We start from the raw sequence: 24,540 nt of genomic DNA on the forward strand, positions 1-24,540 counted from the left end.
GGTCCCCTGCTTTCTCCCGTAGGACGTATGCGGTATTAGCATCCCTTTCGAGATGTTGTCCCCCACTAATAGGCAGATTCCTAAGCATTACTCACCCGTCCGCCGCTAGGTCAGGTAGCAAGCTACCTTTCCCCGCTCGACTTGCATGTGTTAAGCCTGCCGCCAGCGTTCAATCTGAGCCATGATCAAACTCTTCAGTTTAATACTATGTAGCACCTTAAAGGGTGCCAATCTTGGCTCATCAATTTTCTGACAAATATTTCTCAAATAAACTTCGAGTAATTTCTACCATCAATCAATGAAAATAATTTCGATCGATCAACCAGTAAAAATCCACACAAGTTGTTCTTCATAATCTCTTAATGATCTTCTTGCTAATTCGTCACCAGCAAGCTAGGTCGGCTATATTACTCTCTATCTCTAGAAAGTCAACCAGTAATGAAAACTATTTTTAAACTTTCTTTCTAAAACCCAACTTAGTCAATCTTAACTAAGTCACTGTTTTATCAGAAGTTTTGATCTTCATCACCGCCGATGGATGTGCATTCTACAGGATTCCCAACCCAATACAACCCCTATTTTTAAATAATTCAGCAAAAATATCACGACTGTTTATTTATTCTACAAAAATCGCGCTTTTATTTATTTCTTGAGCAGTAAAGGGACTGAATTGGATAAATGACTTAATCTTTTTTCAGTTTTATTCTGTTCCTGAAAGCGTAAAGGTCGGCAATCTATGTATTCACAATAGCCCCCCTCCCCATTTTCGGTCTGTTCATTTATTTTTACTTGATAACTAAAACTTCCCACATAGCCCGCAGCCAGGCCAAATTTAAAATCTCCGCGACTTTGGCCTTGCACCCAGATACAAGTGCCGTCTGCATTTTCATAACACCATTCAAATTCACGTGGCAAATACATACTTTGCCCATTGGGGGTAGTGACACGCGGATAAACACGATGAACTTTAAAATAAACTTTGCGATCGAACATTTGGGTCCGCATGTTTTTTAAATCACGTAGATATATCCGCGACTGAACAATGCTATTAAAACCATCCCGGATTTGCGCCAACAACAGTTGCCGGTTTTCACTGAGATTAATAATTTGATAAGTTAGGAAGACCAAAGGTAAATAAGGAAAGTTAAAACTCCGCGCGTATTCAAAGCTTCCAAGACCATCGATCGCATATTGCTGCGCTTTATAGTTCACCGTTCCCTGACAATGACATAACAAAGACCAGTGATCTGCCAAGGAAAACCGCATTTGGGTAAAATGAGAAATCAGCTGAGTGGTCTGAATATTTAAGTCAAAACTGAGTTCCGAGTCAGAACGCTGCAAACGAAAATTTGGAAAACTTCCGCTCAATTGCTCCCGATCCAGAAACTGAAACAGACCCGATCTAAAATGACAGTCCTGCTTGACCGAATAGTGATGCAATTGCCCCACCATATGCGGACTCGCACTGCAAATCACGGTGGCGGTATCTAGGGCTGTGGTTTCGATTGCACTCGGGTTTGCCAGCATGGGGGCATTGGGTTGCCCGATAATACTCAGAAAGTTTAAATAATAGAGCGGTGTCGGAAGCCCGGGGATCATCAAACCCTGATGAATAATTTTATATTTCTGGTTTGGCCCATGATAGGCAAGATTGTGCTGTGAAACAGCAGGAGTCTGATTTAGCTGTTTCGAACGATCTAGAAAATCTTGAAGAAACCGCATCTCAGACTCCTTATCTTTTTATAATGTACTCGATCTTTTTGCCATAAAGGTGGTGATAAAACCAGACAAGGCATAGAGAATAGAAATGACCAGAATGCCGACAGGAATATTATAAGTCATCGCTGCAAAGACGAATACGGCAATTGGTAGGACAAAAAATGGAACCCGTTTACGTTCTACAGTTTTAAATGAATAGTATTTGATATTGGAAATCATCAACAAGCCCACCGCAATAATGACCACTGCATTAATGACCTGAAGAGAAGGTTCACGAATATCAAAGATTTCTGGAAAATCCAGACCGACCCAGACCAATGATACAATCATGATGGCAGCCAGAGGACTTGCGACACCGATAAAATAACGTTTATCGACCACACCAATCTGCACATTGAAACGTGCCAGACGGAACGCAGCACATGCGGTATAGACAAAACAGGCTGCCAGACCAATACGACCCAAATCGCTCAAGCCCCAGCTATACATCAAAATAGCGGGAGCCACACCAAAAGCCAGCATGTCAGAAAGGGAATCGAACTGTTCGCCGAACGGACTTTGTGCACCAATGGCACGTGCCACACGGCCATCTAGTCCATCCAGTAATGCCGCAATAAAGATCGCATAAATAGCTTGCTGAAAATCACCATTCATACTGGCAATAATCGAGTAGAAACCTGACAACAACGCTGCGGTTGTAATCAGGTTCGGCCATAGATAGATGCCTCGACGCTTAACTTTTTGCCCTTCCTGGGTATGCTCCTCTTCTTCCACCTCGAAGGTGATGCCATCGAAAGGCACTTCAGTTGAAGAGTCACGTTCCGGTTTGCTTATATTTGTCATTCTTGTCGATCCTAGCTATGACCTGATCTTTGAAAAAATTATTCGCCCACTAACCAGCGAACTGCAGCGTGACCACCATTTTCACTCATGCGAAGATGCGGGAATAACCACTGTAACGCTTCATCTGCATCTTCAGAGAATTTCCAAGGTGGGTTAATCACCAGCAAACCACAACCGTTCAAGCCTACTGGGGTATCATCCGGCCATACACAGACTTCACAAACCAGTTGACGGCGGATACCGGTCTTAAACATTTTCTTCTCGAAGCGTTCGATCATGGCACGGTCTTTAATTGGATACCAAACGGCGAATACACCTGTCGGCCATTTCTTATACGCGGCAACCAGCAGTTCAACCAACTGCGGAAAATCTTTACGTTCCAGTTCATATGGCGGATCGATCATCACCAGGCCACGTTTTTCTTTTGGTGGAATGACTGCTAAAAGACCTTCGTATGCATCACGCTCATGCAAACCCGCACGCTTGTCAAAAATATTATGACGAAGTTGCTGAAATACATCGCGCTGCATTTCAAAAATGGTCGCTTTATCAATCTCACGCATGCCTTCTAGCGCAAACCACGGTGAACCCGGATAAGCACCCTTACCAAAGTTTTCACGCATGTTTTCAACAATTTTCAAGTATTGTTGTACGCCTTCAGGTGCATTACGCTTGATTGAATCATCCAGCTTAACCAGACGATGAATACCGTTTAAAAACTCACCTGATTTTTGCGCTTCGGCAGTCGACAAATCATATTTACCTGCACCACCATGCGTATCTACATAGCGATAAGGTTTGTCTTTTGCATTCAGTCGAGTCAACAACTGAAGCAATAAAACGTGCTTCATGACATCGGCAAAGTTGCCTGCGTGGTAAGAGTGACGGTAATTCATGTTTCAATTATTCCTAAGATCAATTGCTATTTTAACATGAAAAACTATTTCGTTCAGAAACGATTATTGCACTAAAATAGCGGACCTTTTTTTACCACACTATCGAGAATTGAAAAAATGGAAGCAGTTATCATCCCAGGGGATTGGAATGTTGATCAAATCTTAGATGATTTAGATCAACATGGCTTTAGTATTGTTGACGATGCTTATTCTAGCGAATATCAACATGCTGTGAGTCAAGAATGCTTAAGCCACTTAAACAAATTTCGCAATGCAGCCATTCAAAATGGTGTCGTTAACAACATCCGTAGTGATCATATTCTTTGGTTACAACCTGAATTTCAAATTTCCCACCTACACATCCAAACCCTTCAACAATTTTCCCAAATTTTAAACCGCGCGTTTTATTTAGGTATCAAAGATGTCGAAGCACATTTCGCTTGCTATCACGCGGGTGAGTTCTATGCCCTGCACCGCGACAATCCTCAAGATAAAAATGGCCGGATGATTTCCAGTGTGTATTATTTACATGAACAATGGCAGGCGGACTGGGGCGGTGAACTGCGCCTGCAGGACAAACATGGCCAGTGGCATATTATCCAGCCAAAACCGAACCGAATGGCGCTGTTCCAGAGCGATTTATTACATGAAGTTTTAATCTCTAAACAGCAACGCCTATCCATTACCGCCTGGCTAAGAAGTGATACCTCACTACTCTAAGACGGCTAGCCGCTTTAAATTTTAATTTTTAGCCTCATATAGCCATTATTGAGAAATGAGGATTGCGTTGATGCGATTAACGACCAAACAGATTATTCAACGTCTGGGTGAAACTGACCAATTGTATTTAAAAGGCAATACGCCAGAATTAACGCTTGAACGTGCTGATCTTCGTTTACAGCTGGTGACTTTAAGTGAACTGCGTCAGGAACAGCGACATTTCCTGCAAGAAGCCGTAGTGTTGCTGGAACAAGGCCGGGTAGAATTTGAAGAAATGCCGCTGCGCATGTATATCAATCTATCTTTGCATCTGGCCAAGGCCTATATGATGTTCTTTGAACTGACCAAAGAGCACCATTTCGCTCTGATTACCCAGCAAATTCTAAAACCGATGGCCAGCTATGAACATGGTGATATTTATTTCTTCTTGGCCTATGCCAGTGCCAGTAAAAATGAGCCGGCCCTGACCCGTCACTGGTTAGGTAAATACACTATGACTGCCGAATTTGAGCTGGAATTATTACAGCAGCATCACGCTTTTAATGATTATCGTCAGCACGAATGGTTTAACAAAATATTAAAAAGCAAAATGCATTAAGCCAAAGAACAAAAACGCCTCAGATGAGGCATTTTTTTAATGCAAGCTATATCGTCTTATTCTAAATATTAGAAAGGCTCAGGAAAAAATGATCAAGCAGGTTGACGTCTATAAGCGTCCATGTGCAATTGCTGATTCAGTTCATCGACCCAAATTGCCCAATCATCATCTTGTACCAAATGGCTGATCAATAAAGAACGTTGGGCTTTATTCCAGAACGGCGCATCGTGCAAGGATAGCCCTGCTGGCAGTTGATGGGTGCGTATATACAATTCAATAGCCGCAGGACTATTGGCGAGACCGAGCTGAGAAAACAAGAGCTCTAAGGATGGTTGGTTCTTTGCGAGCATCGCGCCCTCCTTATATCAGATAAATTGTAATTATTTATAGATCTAACTTATAAGATAAGGCAAAAAAAACCTAGTCATTTGACTAGGTTTGTTGTTTCTTTTTGTATGAATGCATTTAAGAGCTTTGCTTGTCGCTTTCCACATGTAAAAGCTGATTTAACTTGTCAATAATGACAATCCATTCATCATCTTGGTGCCAGTGTTCACGCAAGAAGGCACTTTGCCCCTCACTCCAGAATTCGGCATCTGGCAATGCGACTTCAGATGGTAATTGATGGGTATCGGTAAACTGAGTAATTGAGGCTTCATCAGAAGGCAAACCCAATTGTTCAAATAATAATTCTAAAGTTAACTGTTGTTCCGTAAGCATAAATAGACTCCATCGTAGCGTTAAATTATGAGCGTGTTGAGATTCGAATTCTTAGGTTGATTTATGGCTGGGTATGTCACAGGAACCTGAACCCTCTGCCTCAATATGTAATTGTTCATTTAACACATCGACAAAAATGGCCCAGTCATCATCTTTCTTCCAGTGACTGATCAGAAAGTCATGCTGTGATTTACTCCAAAAAGGAGCTTTATGCAGTGGCACATCCATACCAATTTGATGCGTGCTAATAAACTCGTCAATCGCTTCCGGACTCGAATCCAGACCCAATTGTTCAAAGAAAAGTTCGAAGGTGGCGCGTTGCTCTAACATCTGAACCTCCATCTTTTTATCTATAATCTTGTCTCTACCTTAGAGGGCTCATAGCGAAAACTCAGTTGTCTCTCCTTCACAGCTTGTTATTTTTTGTTGATTAAAGTGAATGGCATAAAAAAAGCACCCCAAATGGAGTGCTTTTTTCAACTTAATCTAAGAAGATTAAATTATTTAAGCATGTCAGCAATTGCTGCGCGCTCTTCTTCAAGTTCGTTCAACGTGAAGTTGATACGCTCTTGACTGAATTCGTCGATTTCTAGACCTTGAACGATTTTGTATTCACCGTTTTCAGTCGTTACAGGGAAACCGAACATTACGCCTTCAGGGATACCGTAAGAACCGTCAGAAGGAATACCCATCGTTACCCATTCGCCGTTTGTGCCAAGAGCCCAATCGCGCATATGGTCGATTGCAGCGTTAGCAGCAGAAGCAGCAGAAGACAAACCACGTGCTTCGATGATCGCAGCACCACGTTTACCAACAGTCGGAAGGAATGTATTTGCATTCCATTCTTGGTCGTTGATCATGTCTTTAACGCTTTCGCCGTTAATTGTTGCAAAACGGTAGTCAGCATACATGGTTGGAGAGTGGTTACCCCAAACTGTAAGATTTTTGATGTCTTTAACCGCTTTACCAGTTTTAGCAGCAATTTGAGATGCAGCACGGTTGTGGTCAAGACGTAACATTGCAGTGAAGTTTTTCGCTGGAAGATCTGGAGCAGATTTCATTGCGATGTAAGCATTCGTGTTTGCAGGGTTACCAACAACTAGAACTTTAACGTCACGGCTCGCCACTTCGTTCAATGCTTGACCTTGACCGATGAAGATTTCACCGTTCACTTTAAGCAGGTCAGCACGTTCCATACCTGGACCACGTGGACGTGAACCAACTAGAAGCGCGTAGTCAGCATCTTTGAATGCAACTTTAGGATCATCAGTACCGATCATGTCTTCTAGTAATGGGAATGCACAATCTTGAAGCTCCATCATTACGCCTTTAAGCGCTTGTTGAGCTTTCTCAAAAGGAACTTCGAGCAATTGCAAAATCACTGGTTGATCTTTACCTAGCATTTCGCCGCTTGCGATACGGAATAATAGGCTGTAACCAATTTGACCTGCAGCGCCAGTAACGGCAACACGAACTGCTTGCTTCATCTAATTATCTCCAATTGAGGATATTCAATGCGATTAAATAGTTAGTATTTAATCTAATAATCGTAAACGCGAAAGATTGTACTCCAATCCTTTGTCAGATGCATATAAAAGAGGACGGATTTCACCTAAAGTCTGATAGGAAATATAAATTAAATCGGCAAAAAAGCTCAGTATGTTCCTTTTATTGTGACAGTTTTTGGGCATGTATTAATAATGTTGGCAGGACAGGATTTGTAATTGCCATTGGGGCGATAACAGACCTTGATCGAGGTAAGTACGCTGGCTGACTGGGTCTGCTGGCAGTTGAATCGCAAGGCATTGCCCGGTAATTGTGGATTAATTTTCAGGAATTTGGCCCGCAATGTATCGACAGAAATCGTGATATTTTCCTGTTCCGTCAGTTCCGCAGGCACTTTGAGACGATCTGCATAATTGATAATCGTCCGGAAATACTGACTGGCATTCATCGGCACGCAGCCACCGATATTGCGCCATAAAATTGTCCGGGTATTGTCATCCGGCATGATCCTGGCCACTACATTGGACTGCAGTGGTGACAGTTTCGCAGAGCTATTGGTCGTACAATTTTGTGATGTGGTCTGAGGATATAAGCCGGAGATATTCAGCGAATAACCTTCCAGACATTTTCGTTTCTTGGCATATTCAGGGTACAGGCTACATAGGGCCGGGACCATTTGTACATCCATGACATAGTCTGTCGGCGTAGCAAACGCTGCCGGACTACTGGCCAAAACCACAAGCGTAACCGATCCAGCCCAGACTCGACGATCCTTCATTATTTTCATGAATAAATTACCATCCCCCAATAATTTTAATTTTATTGTGTATTACGTAATGGTATCAGTTGCATGCGTTTACCCACTGACTGTGCCCCCTGTCCTAACAAGATACCGTAATGCGTGGCATTGGTCATGACATGTTTCACATAATCTCGGGTTTCGAGTAAAGGAATACTTTCAGTATATTGATCTGCGGCAATCCCCTGAAATTCCGGCTGCCAGCGGCGGGCACGGTTTGGACCGGCATTATAGCCTGCTGTTGCCAGCACCGGACTATCGCTAAGCTGACGCTGAATCGTAGATAAATAGAATGTTCCATAGCGAATATTGGTATTCATATCGGTGAGTGCCGCCGGGTTATAAGCCTCACCCATTTGACGCGCCACCAGCTTGGCCGTATCCGGCATAATCTGCATCAGACCACCCGCCCCGACATGTGAACGTGCCACCGTATTGAAACGGCTTTCCTGACGCATCAAACCATAGGCCCAGGCCGGATCAACCCCCGCATTGCGACTATGGCTGACCACGTAATTCTGATGTGGCATTGGATAACGATAGTTATAATTATGTTTGTTCGCGGTACGGTCAGCGGCATAAATGGCACGATCATACCAGCCCATATCCATGGCACGTTTTGCCGCGGCCAGCAACAGGTCATCATCCTTCTTTAGATAAGCCTGACGCACTGCCCAGTTCCATTCCCGGTTAATATAGTTCTCCGGGGCGCTGATATTACGTAAGGTGAAAGCACGGCGGAAATGAATATCCTGATTCAAGCGCTGCATAGCCTGATTGGATGGCTGCGCTGGATTTGGTGTACTCGCAGTCACCTGCCCCAGCTTGTCGCGTGCCAGAAGATTGTGATAGTCATCTCCGGTCGCCAGCTTACGATAAATACTTTCTGCTGCCTGTTTGGAAGCACGATCAGTACGTTGTTCGCTGGCACGCGCCAGCCAATATTGCCAACGGTCTTCCTGCTTTTGGTTAACACTCATGCTATCAATGGCACGAATCAGGCTTTCCCAGGCACTAAAACGAATTGCCTGACGTGCATAAATCTCGGCTTCTTCCGGGCTAAATGGCAGGCCATAGCTGACATCTAGCGCATTCAACACTTCCCGATTGAAGTTGTTTTTCATGACTGTAGTACCACCGATATAACCGACAGCACGATATAAGGCGCGTTGTACCTGTACCGGTGTACCTTCGGCAGTCCGTTTGACAATAGACAACGCTGAGTCCAAATCGCTATCGGCCAGACGTCCCAGCGCATAAATCAGATAGGCATGCTCTGCCGCAGTACTTTTAGCCGCAGACCACAAATAATTGGTGGGATTGGCCTGAATCGAATTCAGTTGTGCCAGAGACAGATTTAGACCAATGCCTTGCGCTGTCGCAATGGCCTGACCTGACTGTCCGGCACGAAGTTGCCCCCAGAGTCGCTGCTGACGGTCTTCTGAGGTCATGAGTGGACTGGATAGCATCATCCGACCTAGACCAGTACAAGAATCAGGCTGGCTATTGGTGGTTAACCAGACTTCTTTAAACTCGGCATAGACCAGTTCATCGCCAGCTTTGGCGCGCACTTGTGCCACTGCACAGGCTTCGGCAGGATCGGCATTGGTCACATAAGGCAATACCGGTTGGGCAGTGCTAAAGTCTGCCATTTTTACTTTTTCTTCGACATAGTCTGCTGCCAGCTTTTCAGCCATAGCAGATTGAGGGTAACGCTGGGCAAAGCTGATAATCTGGCTGACAGGCTGCATGGCAAGATTCTGGTTTAAAATCCAGTATTCCGGATAATAGCCCAAGGCATCATTCTGCATAGACAGACGATATTGCTGTAACAGTTCAGTATTACCTGCATTGGCTGCACGCAAGGCATCATTAAATTGTTCTTCTGCTGCCTGTGTACTCGCTGAACAGATACATGCCACACTTAAAGTAATTAATTTATAGTATTTATACATAGTTTTAGTGTGTTTCAACATCCCTTTGCCTTCTATCATCGATTTTGTGCTTAGCCCATGTTGCATATAATAAGAGCTAGTTTGAAGATTATAACCCACTCTATTGTTCAGTTATGTAACCTTATGATTAAGCAATATTAATCTACAGACAATTTTTGCCCACAAATCAATATTTTTCCACAGTTAATTTGGGCTATAAGTTTAAGCGACTTTCCTGCTAAAATATGCGCCTTTCCAAGATTTCAGTCCGTGAATTGAATTTTTATTCACCTGTTTGATGCATCAATCAGGCTATTCGTTCACTCTTTCAACGTATTACCTTGTAGGAGCCTACATGACGGTTCAAACCTTCATTCCGAATGGTGCCCCAGCTGCCTCAGAAAACACTGTTACCCAGCCAGCGCATACCCCAGCCAGCGATGCTTCAGTCAAAAAACTGTACATCGAAACGCAAGGGTGTCAGATGAATGAGTACGACAGTCACCGTATGGCAGACCTGTTAGGCGATTCTCATGGCTATGTGCTGACCACCGATCCTAAAGATGCCGATATTCTGCTGATGAATACCTGCTCGATCCGTGAAAAGGCACAGGAGAAAGTATTCTCCGAGCTGGGCCGCTGGCGCAAACTAAAGGATAAAAATCCTGACCTGATTATTGGTGTCGGTGGTTGTGTAGCGTCTCAGGAAGGCGACAACATCCAGAAACGTGCCAATTATGTCGACATGATCTTTGGCCCGCAAACCCTGCACCGTTTGCCGCAAATGCTGGATCAGCATTTTGAGCAGATCGAAAAGCCGAAAAAAGAAAAAATCAAACTGGTGGATATTTCCTTCCCGGACATCGAGAAATTCGACTTCCTGCCTGAACCGCGTGTTGAAGGCTATAAAGCCTTTGTTTCGATTATGGAAGGCTGTTCTAAATACTGTTCTTTCTGTGTGGTGCCTTATACGCGTGGTGAAGAAGTGTCCCGTCCACTGGATGATGTCCTCGCAGAAATTGCGGGTTTGGCAGAAAAAGGCGTGCGTGAAATTTCACTTTTGGGTCAGAACGTAAATGGCTACCGTGGTGAAACTTTTGAAGGCAATATCTGTACCTTTGCCGATCTGTTACGTTTGGTTGCGGATATTCCGGGTATTGGCCGGATTCGTTATACCACCTCGCATCCGCTGGAATTTAATGACGACCTGATCCAGTGTTATCGTGACCTACCACAAATGGTTTCACATCTGCATTTGCCGGTACAAAGCGGTTCCAATGATGTGTTGCAAGCCATGAAGCGCAACCATACGATTGATGTTTACATCGAGAAAATCAAAAAATTACGTGCAGTTCGCCCTGACATGCACCTATCTTCAGACTTTATCATTGGTTTCCCGGGTGAAACTGATGAGAATTTCGAAGAAACTTATCAGTTTATTCAGGATTTAGACTTCGACCATTCTTATAGTTTCATCTATTCAAAACGTCCGGGTACGCCTGCGGCAGAACTGGAAGATACGATTTCTGAAGATGTGAAAAAAGAACGTCTGGCCAAAGTTCAGCAATGGATTAAGCGTTCAAGCATTGACAAGACGGATGCCATGCTTGGGACTATCCAGCGTGTACTGATCGAAAAAGTTTCTGATAAAGATCCGAATATTCTGGTTGGTACGGCGGACAATACCCGTTATGTTAACTTTATTGGTGACCCTGCCTGGGTAGGCCGCTTTGCCGAGATTGAAATTACCGAAATTAAAACTTTGAATTTAGTTTACGGTGAGCTCTTGAATCTTGAGCCTGACGTGGCGTAATGTAGAGCATATAACGCACACTTCATAAGGAACACTCTTGACTGCAGCGATTCGACGTACAGTAGCTTTTCCTGGAATTTCGATGGACCGTATACAAGCCATGTTAGGTGCCTATAACGGCCATTTGAAGCAAATTGAACAACGTTTAGACGTCAAAATCTCCCATCGCGGAGAAAGTTTTATTATTGATGGTGGAATCGATGCCGTTGAGAGAGCCGAAATGCTCTTACAACGTCTTCATGAAGAATCTGAACATAGTCAGCAGATTAGTGCAGATACTTTACATCTGATGATTCAGGGTAGCCAGACTGACCGTGAACTTCAGCAAGATCTGGACGATCAGGAACATACGGGGCTGGACAATGTCTGGCTGCAAACCCGTAAGGGTCGGATCAATCCGCGTGGTGCTAACCAGAAACGCTATGTACAGCGCATTCTGCAAAGTGATATTTCTTTTGGTATTGGCCCTGCCGGAACAGGTAAAACCTATCTCGCCGTTGCGGCTGCAGTCGACATGCTGGAGCGCAATGAAATCCAGCGTATTCTGCTGGTTCGTCCTGCGGTTGAAGCCGGTGAAAAACTCGGTTTCCTGCCGGGGGATTTAACCCAGAAAATTGATCCGTACTTACGTCCCTTGTATGACGCGCTGTATGAAATGCTCGGCTTTGAAAAAGTGGCCAAGCTGATCGAACGTCAAGTGATTGAAGTCGCTCCGCTTGCTTATATGCGTGGCCGTACCCTAAATCATTCTTTCGTGATTCTGGATGAAGCGCAGAACACCACCCCAGAACAGATGAAAATGTTCCTGACCCGTTTAGGTTTTGGCTCACGAGCGGTGATTACTGGCGACGTAACTCAGGTAGATTTACCGCGAGGTCAGCAATCCGGCCTGTCACATGCTTTGCGCGTGATTGATAAAATTCCTGAAATTCATATCACCCGTTTTCATTCGCGTGATGTGGTACGTCATCAGCTGGTACAGAAAATTGTCGAAGCCTATGAAGGCTGGGACAGTGAACAGCAGCGCTTAAGTGCTGAAGCACGTGCCGAACGAAAAGCACGTCAGGATGCCTTGATCGCTGAAAATGATGCTGCTGCAGATGCACAGCATTAAGCTTTAAACTTAAGGATTTGTGTTGAAACTTAGTCTTTCCTTACAACAGGACTTTCAGTCGCCTGAACTGGTGCTGAAACGTGCCTATATTAAAAAAGTTGTAGAAACCACTTTACGTCATATCGGCACTCAAAGTGATTGCGAAATCGGAATTGCCTGTGTCGACAATGACGAAAGTCATAAACTGAATCTGGAATATCGCGGCAAAGACAAACCGACCAATGTCCTGTCTTTCCCGAGTGAACTTCCAGATGAAATGGCGCAGTTTCTGGATGCATTTCCCATTGGTGATCTGGTGATCTGTATTCCGGTGGTATTACGTGAAGCGAATGAACAGGGCAAAGCGCCTTTGACTCACTTTACCCATATGCTGGTTCATGGCACCTTGCACCTAATGGGCTATGATCATGAAACTTCAGATGAAGATGCAGAAGAAATGGAAAGCATTGAAATTGAGATTCTGGCCAAGCTAGGTTTTGAAAATCCTTATCTGGAACAGAACTAAAATTCTTTCATTAAAAAAAGCGGGCCAAGGCTCGCTTTTTTTATTCAAAGTTGCCCTCCCTCTAACTCCCTCCCAGAGGGAGGGAGAACATTCATTAGAATCCTATGATTGTTAAACATTATAGATATAGTTCCCTCTCCTTATTAGGAGTGGGTTAGGGAGAGGTCTTGGTAAATATCAATTTTAACGCACTTCAAACTCTGCTTCAGCCGGATCAAATCGCCAGGTACGAATCACCCGCAGCTCGGAAATTTCTTTCATTTTACTGTCGAAAGCACCAAATGGTGCTGCCTTACGCACGGAAGATTTGGCTGCTTCGTCCAGCATGGCATGTCCTGAACTGTCAATCAGCCGAATGGCACGAATTCCGCCATTCTGGTTCAGGATCACCATCAGCCGTACTTCCCCTGCCAGATTCTGCTGCTTAGCTGCTTCCGGATAGTAGCGGTTCCCATAAAATTCCACTTTTTCACGGAACTTTTCCAGATATGCGGCCGAAACATCCTGCTTGGACTGAATACCATCCACAGTCTTAATTTTTTGCTGACGACTGAAATTTTGCTGACGCTGTAAATATTGCGCTTCCAGACTGGCGACCATGGCCGCTTTGGCCTGAAACTGGCTCTGTAATTGCTCCTGCATTTTTTTACGCTGATTTTCTTCCGCCTGCTTTTGCCAGCTCAAGGTGGTCATCAGGACTTTTTCTTCAAAACTGAGTTCCTGTTGCTGTTGCAGCATATCCAGACTTTCTTGCAGTTCTTCGCCTGCATGTTGCTCCATTAACGGCGATGGCATATCACTCGACATGCGATGCGCCTCTCTAAACTGGCCGGAACCCTGCTGGTCCGTTTGAGCCAAAAAATCGGCATGCTCAATTTTTTCATCAGTCTGTCGCAAACTGACTGCGATTTCTTTGGTACTGGTATCCCGATCTTGCGGCATACCAAATTCCAGAGTTAGCACGATCAAATGCAGAATGCCTGCGGCAAGCACCGCACTGCTAAACACTGGATCTTTCCACCAAGTTCTGACCAGAGGCATGAGTATCATCGTTTTTTCACATTCGCCCAAACTCAATAATGAGTTCAGCTCCCCAAAAAGTATTTGAAAGATTTAAAATAAACGGATTCGTCATTTATCTTTTTAAAATGCCAAATCCATCAAATCTTCAACGTTACATAACTAAAACTATAAAAATGGTGCTATTTATTTTGCTAAACTTCAAGCATGAACGCTTGTATTTTTCATACAATTCGACAAGATACATCCCGAGTCAAAAATAAAGTTGCCAGGACGCTTCAGTATGCAAACGCTAATTTCCAATATTTCCAACCGAATCCGCCAAGTGTATCAGAGGGCGGAAGGATTTATTGAAGATGAGCGTGAATTCCCCTTATCGCAAGTCTTCCTGAATGCAACCTTTCAGCGCTTTGTCACAGACAATGTCGATGCATTGAAAGATTTACATGCAGATTTACATGAAGACTGGCTGCGTTTATATGCAACACTAGATTATAAAGGCTTGATTGTCACTTTATCGGTTGATTTGAAACTGGTACAGATGGAACTGAATAAAACTACCCAGTTGATCGTGTTCGAGCAAATTAGTGATACTCAGCTGATTGAAGCCAAATATCCAAATATGCTGTATAAACTGGGCGTGCGTTTTGGCTTGTTCTTCTATCAACGTATCTTACATAAAGATCCGTTGGGAATGATTCTGGAAAAACTGGGCGTGATTAAAGTCATCGATGACTTGCTCTATCTGGATTTAAATCGCTGGTTAGGTAAAAGCCGATCTGTCATTGATACCTTGGGCAAAGTTCATGTGAATCACGCAGTACTTCGTGAAGCCGAACTGGTGGTGATTGGCAACGTCAATCTGGCCGCCCTGTTTAGAAAACTCTCCCAAGATCAGGAGGAGAACTGGGATGAAGACGAGATGGATGACAACCGGGTCACCCCCATCAAACAGAAAGATCCTTCTTAAATCATGCCGAACGTAGTTTTTGAACAAAAGTTCCATAAAACTACATGAAATATACATTTTTGGCAGAAATATCCCTTCAATTTCCATATTTTGCCCAAATAATAAAGGGTGCAATAAGTGATATGTTTTGCCCGTTGAATCAATATAGGAAAATAACTGATGGCGAAGACTGTATTCAAAACTTTAGCGATGACCACGGGTCTGAGCAGCGCGATACTGTTCACTGGTATTTCTAGCCAAGCTTTTGCCATGACTCCTTTCCAGGCCAGTTATCAATTTAGCTATAATGGCAAGAATATGGGTTCTGCAACGCGGACTTTAAGCAAATCTGGCAATAACTGGACTTATGTCTTTGCTGCAAAAGCCGGGGGTATTGCCTCTGCAACCGAAACCAGCCGCTTTACTTTTAATAATGGCAAGATCGGATCAAGCAGTTTCAGTCGCAGCAGTAAAGTACTGGTGCATAACAACACCATGAGTATTAATTTTAATCCTTCCAGCAAAACTATCAGTACCAAGAAAGACGATGAAAAACGTTCTTTTGCCTGGAGAGCAGATGTTCTGGATGAGTTGAATGCAGAATTGCAAATTCGTGAAGACTTAAAAAATTCAGGCCTGAAAACAAATTACTATATCGCTGATGCCAAAGAAATTGAAGGCCGTAAGTTTGTCAAACAGGGTTCAGAGACTATAAGTACCAAATACGGATCTTTTAATACCATTAAAGTGGTGATGAAACATAGCAAACCAGGTCGTGAAACCATTTTCTGGCTGGCACCAAAACTTGACTATCTTCCAGTCAAAGTTTCGCATGTCGACAAGAAAACCTCCTATGGTTTACTGTTAACTGACTATAAAGGTGCAAGCAACTAAGTTTTTGGCGAATTTCACTTGATTTTTTCCGGGTGCTTTTTACAATACGCTTTTGCTTGAAAAAGCACCTGCTCTTGAGGATTCTCCCGTGCATGCACTAGAACAGAAAATCTTGGCTGAAGGCATCGTTCTCTCTGAAGAAGTTTTGAAAGTAGATTCTTTCTTAAACCATCAGATTGATCCAGTCATGATGCAACTGATTGGTCAAGAATTTGCGCGTCTGTTTAAGGATGCTGGTATTACCAAAATTATTACGATTGAAGCATCAGGTATCGCACCTGCAGTAATGGCCGGCCTAGAGCTTGGCGTACCTGTGATCTTTGCACGTAAATACCAGTCTCTGACCCTGAAAGATGATTTATATCGCTCTAAAGTCTTTTCATTTACTAAACAAACTGAAAGCACAATCGCGATTTCAAATAAACACATCAGCTCAACCGATAAGGTTTTAGTGATCGATGATTTCTTGGCTAATGGTCAAGCAGCTTTAGGTCTTGCAGACCTGATTCATCAGGCAAATGCAGAAGTAGTCGGTATTGGCATTGTGATTGAAAAATCATTCCAGCCAGGTCGTGATCTGCTGCTTGAAAAAGGCTATCGTGTTGAATCACTGGCACGCGTAAAGTCTTTGACAAATGGCACTGTTGAGTTTGTTCGCGACTAAGAAACTCGCCAATAAATTTTAAAAGAGCGCTGATGCGCTCTTTTTTTATTGCGTTTTTCTGATGATATAAATTTAAAATATTCAAAGCTCAACTATAGCTCAGCCTAAGTTCTTATTTATTCTTCCAGATTTGATCCTAGATAAATGATTTAATCTTAAGCTCCAGACTATTCAATTTCTGAAATAGAGAGTGTCAAACAAATAAGTACTTTTTTATCCGATGAATAAACAACAATTTATGTGGATGTTATTATAAAATAAAGAGGCCTAACTATCTGCCAATAGTTAGGCCTATGTTCACCTCGAAAAAAGAGTTTATTTAACAGTCACAGTGATACTACCGCTATTCACAGCACCGATAGCGGTAGTTGTGATGCTGTTGTTAATAGCAGTTTGAGTTCCTTCTGCAATGGCACTGACAGATGCATCAATAGCACCCGCATTATAAGCAATGTTCGCTACACTATAATTGCTTAAGGTTTCATTGATTTCCTCACTATAGTCAGTACTTAGTGTTGAACTCGCAACTTCCGAGATATCTGAACTATCCGCAACCTCTGATAGCTCCTCTAGAGTTTCAGAATTATTAGTTGCACTCGTTACTACACTGTAGTCGTAGTTATCCGTTGCATCTGATATGTCTGATACCACCTTATTGTAGCTACCCTGCTCAATACTGATACTACCTGTATTCGCGGCACCAATCGCAGTAGTTTCAATTGTACCTTCAATTGAACTAATGGCGTCTGGTGCTTCTCTTGTAGCTTCTGCAATTGCTTCTAAATCGACACTTGCATCAACATCACCTGTATTCACAGCAAGATTCAAAGCAGAACCATTTTCAACCTGCTGAGAAATAGAATCCAGGGTAGCTTGTAAGCCTGTATCTACGGTGACATCAGTAGGTGTTTCACCATCTTGGGCGTATGCCATACCTGCGCTAGACAGAAAGGCGACGGATAAAGCGATTGTTTTGATCGTATTTTTCATCGTTGTTCTTCCTACTTTTGTTTTGAAGTACCTCTCGCTAAGTACTCCTTCTTATAATGGGAGCGAGCCCATTTTTAAATATTCTTAATCACGTTGGGTGCTAGACCAGTAATTTTCGACCACATCAGGATTAACCTCCCATAGCGTTGTGGTTTTTTCATCTTCTTGTTCTTTAGCAGCTTCTTCTTGAGTATCTTTTTCTTCATTCTTTTCATTTGAAGAAGGTTGACGCTGCTTCTTGCTGATATATTTAATCAAGTCCTGTTTACTCATTTCAGGCTCTGCTTCAGGGTTTTGAATCACCTCGGACTCTTTCTGTTTAGGCGGTTTTGTATCTTTACTCGGGGAGTTGGTTGACTTATTTTTTTCATTGGATGAGTCTGCCTGGCTTGAGACTGACTCCTGAACAACACTGCTTGAAGCTGTACTATTTTGTTGCTGGTTTTTCTTGTATTTATGCAGAGCGACAGAACTTCGGGTTAAGTTCAATTGACCAAACTCTGGCGGTATCTGCGCACGGCAACTTTCAAATACGGCGGGTGGGACAACCTGACTCAGCAATTCAAAAGTGGCCAGATTCAACATTTGCCGCAAGGCAAAGTTAGTTGCCTCTCGTTCTCCTTTTCCAATCTGAATATTTAAGAGTGTACGACCAGCGAATCTGCCTGCACTTAAGCCATAATCCTGTGCAGCAATTTGCTTCTGCAATGAAACATTGCCCACGACTTTACTGCTGCGGGTATCAGTCAAAGATAAATCCAGACCGACCATAATCCGGGTTTGACTATAATTCGGACCGACACCAGCGATCTGCATGTCAAAACCACCACCCGGAATAAAATCCAGACTGTTAATACTGCCTGTCACATAATAATCAGAAGCCTGGATTTGTCTTGGATCACGAATGCCCCACTTGGCTTCGCTTTCAATAATCCGGGGATCACGCCGGTTCATTAAGCTTACCCCCGCCTGAAACAAGGCAGATTGCACCATATCTCCCGCACCTTGGGTCACCATTTTTCCGCTACCACCATTGGTAACTACATCCTTACCGGTTTGATCCAGAATTGCCCCCACGGAGAAACTCACATCACTACGTAATTGTCCTTTTAGGCAGGATAAAGCCATATCAAAAGGGGTAAAAATATCGGTAATTGGGGGACCTTGCACCAGGCTAACTGGCTTCTTGTTTGAGGGTGCTAAACCTGTGCAGCCTGTTAAAAAAGAACTAAAAAGGACGGTGACACTTACGAAAGATAAATGTCTTCTGGTCGAGGAGAAATTCAGCATTGTGATTCTCCTGGTCTGTTACTTAAATTAAGACAGCGCTGAGGATTTTGGTTGGTATTTGAATTGACTGGTGCTTCATTCAGCAATTCACTCGTAATATCAATATTGTTGTCTGTACCCTCTACATTGATATTGTTGGTCGGGGTATTTACCGTCCCGATGGAAGTGGTTGAGGTGCTATGAACGGTGGTTTTACCTAATCCGGAATAATAGTCTGACTCCTTAAGTTCGATTAGATTGGCTTGAACTAGATTCTCATTGGAACGGGCACTGGATGATTTCCAACGCTGAGTCCACTCATCAGAAGTGGCATAAGCGTTACTTAGAAAACATAAACATAATAAACCCAGATTGATAACTAACATTCTCATAATCTTAATATCCTCTGATTTAAGATATTTATTTAATTTTTCATTTAATAAGATTAAATTTATCTGAAAAATATTAAATCACATAAAATTATAAAATGTAAAACTTATCCCTATTCACATATTTTTTTATTTTATTTAAAAATATAAATTATTGTTTTTATTTAAATAATATATATTTGTTTATTATTTGTGATTTGTAAGAAATCATTATATAAAAAATTTTGAATATAAAATTCATATAAAAAACTTGATTAAAATAATATATTTTTTATATTATTAATAATCAAAAATTTATCTAATAAAGATTAGAATTATTATGCTTTTTACATTTTAAAGACCGTAAATTTTTATTTTATTAGAACTTCTATTTAATAACGATAAATGTCACACTTTGTTTAAAATACAATTAATCAATTACAATGAAGGTGACTTATAAAGAAACACCAATATTCAGGTGTATTTTGTCTGAAAAATTTTAATAGACCTCATAAGAACTCGTTTACATATTTTTCGACTTCCTTTCCTTTTTCATCTCAACTCCAGAAATAGTCTTTCTAAGAGCTAAAAGCACAATATTTAGAATGATGAGAGAAGAACATTTCTGATGATCTTGAGATTTGCCATTTCCTCAATGACAGGTTAAGAATTGCGTTAATCAACCAAGAAGGCATATATTTACAGCTGAAATACAATGTTTTAGCGTGAACTCAACTAGAATCAAGTGAGTATGCAATGTTTCTGATTTGCGAATTCAAAACTTATCTAGTGTGTTGTTGTATGTTATGAATAAGTGCTGATCAGGGCACACATCCTATTCCCGACAAACCTAAAACAAGCACATCTCAATCCTTAATGGAACAATCTATGCAATGTCCTAAATGTGGCTCAGCCGATATCGAACAGCGCGATCATGAACAGAATTTAAAGAAAATTGGCGGCATTCTCATGAGTTCAGCGGGTGCAACTGCAGGGACTGTAGGTGGCGCTGCTTCAGGTGCATCGATTGGTGCTGCGATTGGTACTGTAGCCGGACCTTTAGGTGTAATTGTCGGCGGAACCGTAGGCACTTTTGTCGGTGCAATCAGTGTCGGGATTACCGGCGGTGTGGTCGGTAATTTTCTGGGGAAAAAGGCCGGGGTTTCTGTCGACCGTAATCTGTTTCAGGATTATCAATGTCTGAAATGCAAATACAGATTTAGTCAAAAAGATCAAAAAGATCAAAAAGATCAAAAAGATCAAAAAGATCAAAAAGATCAAAAAGATCAAAAAGATCAAAAAGATCAAAAAAAAGCCTAATAAAATTCAGGAAATGAAGTTCATCCTTCATTTCCTGTGAGTGTTTTTCAGACTCAATTGAGTTTCAGTACCACTTCACCTAAACGCTTGCCTTGTACTTCACATAGAATTTTTTCATCCTGACTCAGGCCCTGATCATGCCGCGGGCCGCTGACATGACTAGCACCATAAGGTGTACCACCAGTTTTGGTATTCGATAGTGCCGGTGTTGCGTTACTAAGCCCCATGATCATCATGCCATGATGAAATAACGGCGGCAGCATGGTGAGTAAAGTACTTTCCTGTCCGCCATGCATGGAACCTGATGCCGTAAACACGCAAGCCGGTTTACCGTGTAGCGCTCCATTCAGCCACAGACTCGTGGTCTGATCCCAAAAATATTTCATTTCAGAGGACATATTGCCAAAACGGGTCGGTGAACCGAGCGCCAGGCCGGCACACTGCGCTAGATCATCCAGAGTACAGTAAATATCCCCTTCTGCCGGAATACTCGGTTCAGCAACTTTTACCATACTGGAAATATTTGGAACTGTCCTGATTTTTACTGCCACGCCTGCCGCTTCAATTCCATTGGCAATCAGATGCGCCATTTCTTTGGTTGAGCCATATTTGCTGTAATATAAAACAAGGACATAAGGTTGCATCATGGTTCTTATTCATTACTTAAAAAAATAAAACTATACGATACTTTGCAAGTTTTTTGGTTAAGCTGATGATGAAAATTCATGATGATTAAAAAAATTGAGATTGGATGCAGATGATTGTTAAGTATTTAAAGAAATTACCTTTCTATGAAAAACACTGGTTTCAATTTGTTTTATTTGTACTTCGACGCTTTGAAGCAGACCGCTGTCGCGAACAGGCAGGTTCCCTAACCTACACTACCTTGTTTGCGGTGGTGCCGATGCTGACGGTTTTTCTGGTAATTATCTCTTCCATTAAAGCGCTGGAACCTGCGCGGCAGCAATTACAGCAGCTCATCTATAGTAATTTTTTGCCCAAAACCACCATTGCCTTTGATAAAGCCTTGAATGCCTTTACCGATAAATCCAGCAATCTCACCATCATTGGTATTCTGTTCTTGTTTGTGACGACAGTATTGATGCTCAGCAGTATCGAAACGGTGTTTAACCGCATTTGGCGTGTGACTGAAACGCGAGGCGGGATTATGGGCTTTATGCGTTACTGGACCATCATTTCGCTAGGGCCGATTTTACTGGGCAGTGCGTTTGTGATTTCTTCGACCGTGGCATCCATGAGCATTCTCAGCAATAACTTTGCCGGTTATGAGCTGGACGGCGCCTTTGTCCTCTGGGCGATTTCCTTTTCTTTGACTGTACTCGGATTTTTCATTTTGAACTGGACCATCCCGAATCGTAGTGTACCGCTTAAATCTGCCTTTATTGCCGGTCTGTTTAGTGCCGTGGTGTTTGAGCTGTTGAAAAACCTGTTCGGCTATATCATGTCAAACTTCACCAGTTATGAAATTGTCTATGGCGCATTCGCCGCCGTACCGATTTTCCTGCTCTGGATTTATCTGTCGTGGATCATTGTATTATTGGGGGTTGAAATCAGTTATGCCCTGACGGCGTTTGAATCTGGGCAGGACAATAAACGTCATCCGATCGTCATGCTGCTGGATCTGTTAGAACTCTTTTATAAAAAACAGAAAACCGGTGAAAGCATCAGTGAAGCACAAGCGCTTGAAGTGCTGGGCCGGGATGAAATTGGCCGCTGGCCGAGCTATGTCGCCATGTTTGAAAAGCAGAATCTAATCAAACGCACCGATGAGAATGAATATGTGCTGGTTCGCGATCTGGATCAGGTCAGCTTCTGGAATTTTTATCTGCAATTGCCTTATCCACTGCCACGCAAAAACCATCTCACCAATGCCCAGACTGATGACATCTGGATGCAAAATTTCTCACCTAGATTACAGGAAACTGATCAATATCTGGAAGAAAAACTCAATTTTCCATTGTCCGAACTGTTCCGACATAAATAAAAAAATCCTCTCGCTTGAGAGGATTTTTTTTAACTGATAGCGGTAGATTTCCAGCAAACAATCGCACCCACGCTTACCAAAGTAGTCCCGATCCAGAAACTGAGTTCGGGGCTGACATCCAAAATCAGCATGGACATGACCGAAGAAAGAATCGGCATAAAGTAAGTGGCTAAGATCAGCACCTTGATATTGCCGAATTGCATACTCTGATTCCAGTTGCTATAGGCGATACCAATCAGACTTCCCACCACTGCAATTCCCAGCCATAGCTTGAATGTGGGCATGATAAAAGGTTCATTTAATCCTAAATGTAAGAGCCATAAGCTGATTACAGCGACCAAAAAGAAAATCGGTACGCCATTTTGTCCGCGGCCGTAGGTTCTGGTCAGAACGCAATAGCAAGGCCATAACAAAGCGCCGAGGCAGGCAAAGCCATAGGCCCAAGGATTTTCAGCTAAAACCTGCATGAACTTCGGCAGATTAGTGATTTCTGGATTGACCACCAGCATCAGTCCCATCACAGCGAGCAGAAATCCTGGAATCACCCAGAGGCGGGCCTGCAACTGTCGGGCAAAAATCGAAAAAACAATCATCAAGGGTGGCCACAGATAATTGATCATGGCAATCAGCATCACCTGTTCACGATTATCCGACCATGCCACAGCAACCAGAAATAGAATCTCATAAGCCACAAATAAAGCGCCACAACCGAGCAGATAACGCTTGGACATTTGCGTGATTTTTGGAAAGCCGGTGAACGCAAAAATCGCCAGACTGCTAAAACTATAAATTAAAGCAATCCCCTGCACTGCACTGGTGGATTCAGTAATCAGTTTCACTACGGCGACCAGACTGGCCCAGATCAGAATAGAAGACAGACCAATCCAGGTCGCTAAATTTACAGACCAGATTTTCATGCTTGCTCTTGAATGCTTTTATTGATATTCGGTTTTTTCAGCCATCCCTGCAAACTCACTAGAATCACACCCAGCATGACCATACAGGTGCCGATAATAAAATTGATTTCGATATGTTCATCCAGAATCAGCACGCCGCACAGCATGCCGAATACAGGGGTCAAAAAGGAAAATACGCCCAGACGTGATGCCAGATAATGTTTCAGCATCCAGAACCAGATCAGATAACTGGCAAAGGAAATCACCACGGTATGAAAAACCAGACTGGAAATAGACAACACTGTCCATTGAATGGCTGCTTGTCCAGTCAGAACAGCCAGAGGCAATAACAGGATTCCACCTATCAATAATTGATAGAACAAAGTCTGGGTTGAAGGTGCTTCAGCCAGCCGGCTCAGACGTACACTGCCTGTGGTGGCTGCCCAGAATACGCCGCCAAGCAAAGCCAGAAAATCTCCCCACAAGGCATCAGTTTGTAAAGTTGATTCTGTCTGTGGACGTAACAGAAAACTGACTACAATTCCGCTAAAGGCAAGAAATATTCCGCCCCATTGCACAGAAGACAAACGCTCTGCCGGCAATTTCCAGTGTAAACCCAAAGCCACAAAAATCGGCGCGGTATAAAGTAAAACAATCGTATGCGAGGCTGAGGTATAACGCAGTGCCTCACCAATCAGATAGAATTCGGTTGCAAACAACACACCGACTAGTAATCCTGCAGGTAAATAGCGTGCATTCCAGAGTTGACGGCGCACGCTCTGCTGAATCAGGGGATAAACCATCAGCGCAGATAAGGCTGAACGCAAGGCAATTTGCATCAGGGCTGAAATATCACTGGCGGCCCATTTCAATACCACCTGTTGTAAACCCCACAACATACACAATACAAACATGATGGCAGATGCTTTGGCATCTAATGCCTGACGCTGGCTCACATACGGTCCTGTTGCTCATTTGGAAGGTACACTATAAAAGCG

Annotated in this window: 26 protein-coding genes and 1 rRNA gene; 10 read left to right on the forward strand and 17 right to left on the reverse strand. The window is 42.9% G+C overall.

The window, feature by feature from the left end; all coding sequences use genetic code 11:
- The 4 genes from WFH18_RS02970 to WFH18_RS02985 all read right to left on the reverse strand — a co-directional run.
- A 16S ribosomal RNA gene (locus tag WFH18_RS02970) occupies nucleotides 1-201 on the reverse strand; the annotation flags it as partial.
- Between the two features lie 441 nt (nucleotides 202-642).
- Nucleotides 643-1,722, reverse strand: a complete 1,080-nt coding sequence (locus WFH18_RS02975) for a DUF6670 family protein (protein ID WP_004732193.1) — start codon at nucleotides 1,720-1,722, stop codon at nucleotides 643-645.
- 18 nt (nucleotides 1,723-1,740) lie between these two features.
- A complete protein-coding gene (gene pssA, locus WFH18_RS02980; RefSeq protein ID WP_004732196.1) occupies nucleotides 1,741-2,562 on the reverse strand; it encodes a CDP-diacylglycerol--serine O-phosphatidyltransferase in 822 nt (273 codons plus the stop codon).
- A 38-nt stretch (nucleotides 2,563-2,600) separates the two neighbouring features.
- Nucleotides 2,601-3,458: a 23S rRNA (adenine(2030)-N(6))-methyltransferase RlmJ gene (locus WFH18_RS02985; protein ID WP_004732197.1), complete on the reverse strand. Its 858-nt coding sequence runs from the start codon at nucleotides 3,456-3,458 to the stop codon at nucleotides 2,601-2,603.
- 117 nt (nucleotides 3,459-3,575) lie between these two features.
- Between WFH18_RS02985 and WFH18_RS02990 the strand changes: the two genes are divergently transcribed.
- Both WFH18_RS02990 and WFH18_RS02995 read left to right on the forward strand, forming a co-directional pair.
- Nucleotides 3,576-4,178 carry a 2OG-Fe(II) oxygenase gene (locus tag WFH18_RS02990; protein ID WP_004732199.1) on the forward strand — a complete coding sequence of 201 codons (603 nt, stop codon included), beginning with the start codon at nucleotides 3,576-3,578 and terminating at the stop codon, nucleotides 4,176-4,178.
- A gap of 70 nt (nucleotides 4,179-4,248) precedes the next feature.
- A complete protein-coding gene (locus WFH18_RS02995; protein WP_004732201.1) occupies nucleotides 4,249-4,776 on the forward strand; it encodes a hypothetical protein in 528 nt (175 codons plus the stop codon).
- A 92-nt stretch (nucleotides 4,777-4,868) separates the two neighbouring features.
- Here the strand turns inward: WFH18_RS02995 and WFH18_RS03000 are convergent, their stop codons facing one another.
- The 6 genes from WFH18_RS03000 to WFH18_RS03025 all read right to left on the reverse strand — a co-directional run bounded on the left by WFH18_RS03000 (nucleotide 4,869) and on the right by WFH18_RS03025 (nucleotide 9,756).
- The gene (locus WFH18_RS03000) at nucleotides 4,869-5,126 is read right to left on the reverse strand and encodes a DUF2789 family protein (RefSeq protein WP_004732204.1); all 258 of its coding nucleotides are present in this window, start codon (nucleotides 5,124-5,126) and stop codon (nucleotides 4,869-4,871) included.
- Between the two features lie 115 nt (nucleotides 5,127-5,241).
- Nucleotides 5,242-5,496 carry a DUF2789 family protein gene (locus WFH18_RS03005; protein WP_004732206.1) on the reverse strand — a complete coding sequence of 85 codons (255 nt, stop codon included), beginning with the start codon at nucleotides 5,494-5,496 and terminating at the stop codon, nucleotides 5,242-5,244.
- Nucleotides 5,497-5,547: 51 nt separating this feature from the next.
- Nucleotides 5,548-5,826 carry a DUF2789 family protein gene (locus WFH18_RS03010; protein ID WP_004645104.1) on the reverse strand — a complete coding sequence of 93 codons (279 nt, stop codon included), beginning with the start codon at nucleotides 5,824-5,826 and terminating at the stop codon, nucleotides 5,548-5,550.
- Between the two features lie 170 nt (nucleotides 5,827-5,996).
- A complete protein-coding gene (locus WFH18_RS03015; RefSeq protein ID WP_004645103.1) occupies nucleotides 5,997-6,983 on the reverse strand; it encodes a malate dehydrogenase in 987 nt (328 codons plus the stop codon).
- A gap of 167 nt (nucleotides 6,984-7,150) precedes the next feature.
- Nucleotides 7,151-7,789 (reverse strand): ribonuclease T2 family protein, encoded by a 639-nt coding sequence (locus WFH18_RS03020; RefSeq protein WP_121980169.1) that lies wholly within the window; start codon nucleotides 7,787-7,789, stop codon nucleotides 7,151-7,153.
- 32 nt (nucleotides 7,790-7,821) lie between these two features.
- Nucleotides 7,822-9,756 (reverse strand): lytic transglycosylase domain-containing protein, encoded by a 1,935-nt coding sequence (locus WFH18_RS03025; protein WP_392389824.1) that lies wholly within the window; start codon nucleotides 9,754-9,756, stop codon nucleotides 7,822-7,824.
- A 334-nt stretch (nucleotides 9,757-10,090) separates the two neighbouring features.
- Between WFH18_RS03025 and miaB the strand changes: the two genes are divergently transcribed.
- From miaB to ybeY, 3 genes are read left to right on the forward strand one after another with little or no spacing between them, the layout of a single operon-like run.
- On the forward strand, nucleotides 10,091-11,548 hold the full coding sequence (miaB, locus tag WFH18_RS03030; RefSeq protein WP_005265592.1) for a tRNA (N6-isopentenyl adenosine(37)-C2)-methylthiotransferase MiaB: 1,458 nt from the start codon (nucleotides 10,091-10,093) through the stop codon (nucleotides 11,546-11,548).
- 37 nt (nucleotides 11,549-11,585) lie between these two features.
- Nucleotides 11,586-12,662, forward strand: a complete 1,077-nt coding sequence (locus tag WFH18_RS03035) for a PhoH family protein (protein ID WP_004732214.1) — start codon at nucleotides 11,586-11,588, stop codon at nucleotides 12,660-12,662.
- 22 nt (nucleotides 12,663-12,684) lie between these two features.
- Entirely contained in the window at nucleotides 12,685-13,167 is a 483-nt protein-coding gene (gene ybeY, locus WFH18_RS03040; RefSeq protein ID WP_005265590.1) for an rRNA maturation RNase YbeY, read from the forward strand.
- A gap of 183 nt (nucleotides 13,168-13,350) precedes the next feature.
- Here ybeY and WFH18_RS03045 read toward each other — a convergent pair whose 3' ends face one another.
- Complete coding sequence (locus WFH18_RS03045) at nucleotides 13,351-14,208, reverse strand: energy transducer TonB (protein WP_017397977.1); 858 nt, start codon at nucleotides 14,206-14,208, stop codon at nucleotides 13,351-13,353.
- 262 nt (nucleotides 14,209-14,470) lie between these two features.
- Here WFH18_RS03045 and WFH18_RS03050 point away from each other — a divergent pair, with 262 nt between their 5' ends.
- The 3 genes from WFH18_RS03050 to WFH18_RS03060 all read left to right on the forward strand — a co-directional run bounded on the left by WFH18_RS03050 (nucleotide 14,471) and on the right by WFH18_RS03060 (nucleotide 16,694).
- Nucleotides 14,471-15,157 carry a hypothetical protein gene (locus WFH18_RS03050; protein ID WP_004732218.1) on the forward strand — a complete coding sequence of 229 codons (687 nt, stop codon included), beginning with the start codon at nucleotides 14,471-14,473 and terminating at the stop codon, nucleotides 15,155-15,157.
- A gap of 159 nt (nucleotides 15,158-15,316) precedes the next feature.
- Nucleotides 15,317-16,030 (forward strand): DUF3108 domain-containing protein, encoded by a 714-nt coding sequence (locus WFH18_RS03055; protein ID WP_004732221.1) that lies wholly within the window; start codon nucleotides 15,317-15,319, stop codon nucleotides 16,028-16,030.
- 88 nt (nucleotides 16,031-16,118) lie between these two features.
- Complete coding sequence (locus WFH18_RS03060) at nucleotides 16,119-16,694, forward strand: xanthine phosphoribosyltransferase (protein ID WP_004732222.1); 576 nt, start codon at nucleotides 16,119-16,121, stop codon at nucleotides 16,692-16,694.
- A 315-nt stretch (nucleotides 16,695-17,009) separates the two neighbouring features.
- Here WFH18_RS03060 and WFH18_RS03065 read toward each other — a convergent pair whose 3' ends face one another.
- The 3 genes from WFH18_RS03065 to WFH18_RS03075 all read right to left on the reverse strand — a co-directional run bounded on the left by WFH18_RS03065 (nucleotide 17,010) and on the right by WFH18_RS03075 (nucleotide 19,345).
- Complete coding sequence (locus tag WFH18_RS03065; protein WP_004732224.1) at nucleotides 17,010-17,684, reverse strand: hypothetical protein; 675 nt, start codon at nucleotides 17,682-17,684, stop codon at nucleotides 17,010-17,012.
- Nucleotides 17,685-17,768: 84 nt separating this feature from the next.
- Nucleotides 17,769-18,974 carry a CsgG/HfaB family protein gene (locus tag WFH18_RS03070; protein WP_121980168.1) on the reverse strand — a complete coding sequence of 402 codons (1,206 nt, stop codon included), beginning with the start codon at nucleotides 18,972-18,974 and terminating at the stop codon, nucleotides 17,769-17,771.
- Nucleotides 18,968-19,345 carry a hypothetical protein gene (locus WFH18_RS03075; protein ID WP_004732227.1) on the reverse strand — a complete coding sequence of 126 codons (378 nt, stop codon included), beginning with the start codon at nucleotides 19,343-19,345 and terminating at the stop codon, nucleotides 18,968-18,970. Before WFH18_RS03075 ends, WFH18_RS03070 begins: the two co-directional genes overlap by 7 nt.
- An 852-nt stretch (nucleotides 19,346-20,197) precedes the next feature.
- On the opposite strand from WFH18_RS03075, the gene WFH18_RS03080 reads away from it, so the two are divergent.
- Nucleotides 20,198-20,641 carry a hypothetical protein gene (locus WFH18_RS03080; protein ID WP_171066856.1) on the forward strand — a complete coding sequence of 148 codons (444 nt, stop codon included), beginning with the start codon at nucleotides 20,198-20,200 and terminating at the stop codon, nucleotides 20,639-20,641.
- 53 nt (nucleotides 20,642-20,694) lie between these two features.
- On the opposite strand, the gene wrbA is transcribed toward WFH18_RS03080, so the two are convergent.
- On the reverse strand, nucleotides 20,695-21,285 hold the full coding sequence (gene wrbA, locus WFH18_RS03085; protein WP_017397980.1) for an NAD(P)H:quinone oxidoreductase: 591 nt from the start codon (nucleotides 21,283-21,285) through the stop codon (nucleotides 20,695-20,697).
- A 113-nt stretch (nucleotides 21,286-21,398) separates the two neighbouring features.
- Between wrbA and WFH18_RS03090 the strand changes: the two genes are divergently transcribed.
- The gene (locus WFH18_RS03090) at nucleotides 21,399-22,646 is read left to right on the forward strand and encodes a YihY family inner membrane protein (RefSeq protein WP_004645086.1); all 1,248 of its coding nucleotides are present in this window, start codon (nucleotides 21,399-21,401) and stop codon (nucleotides 22,644-22,646) included.
- Between the two features lie 29 nt (nucleotides 22,647-22,675).
- Here the strand turns inward: WFH18_RS03090 and yddG are convergent, their stop codons facing one another.
- Together yddG and WFH18_RS03100 are read right to left on the reverse strand one after the other, a co-directional pair.
- Nucleotides 22,676-23,563 carry an aromatic amino acid DMT transporter YddG gene (gene yddG / locus WFH18_RS03095; protein WP_004732233.1) on the reverse strand — a complete coding sequence of 296 codons (888 nt, stop codon included), beginning with the start codon at nucleotides 23,561-23,563 and terminating at the stop codon, nucleotides 22,676-22,678.
- Entirely contained in the window at nucleotides 23,560-24,498 is a 939-nt protein-coding gene (locus tag WFH18_RS03100) for a DMT family transporter (RefSeq protein WP_004732236.1), read from the reverse strand. The genes yddG and WFH18_RS03100 overlap by 4 nt, the downstream gene beginning before the upstream one ends.
- Between the last annotated feature and the right edge of the window lie 42 nt (nucleotides 24,499-24,540).

The sequence above is a fragment of the Acinetobacter sp. USHLN143 genome, from assembly GCF_037145695.1.
In the GTDB taxonomy this organism is placed as follows: domain Bacteria; phylum Pseudomonadota; class Gammaproteobacteria; order Pseudomonadales; family Moraxellaceae; genus Acinetobacter; species Acinetobacter fasciculus.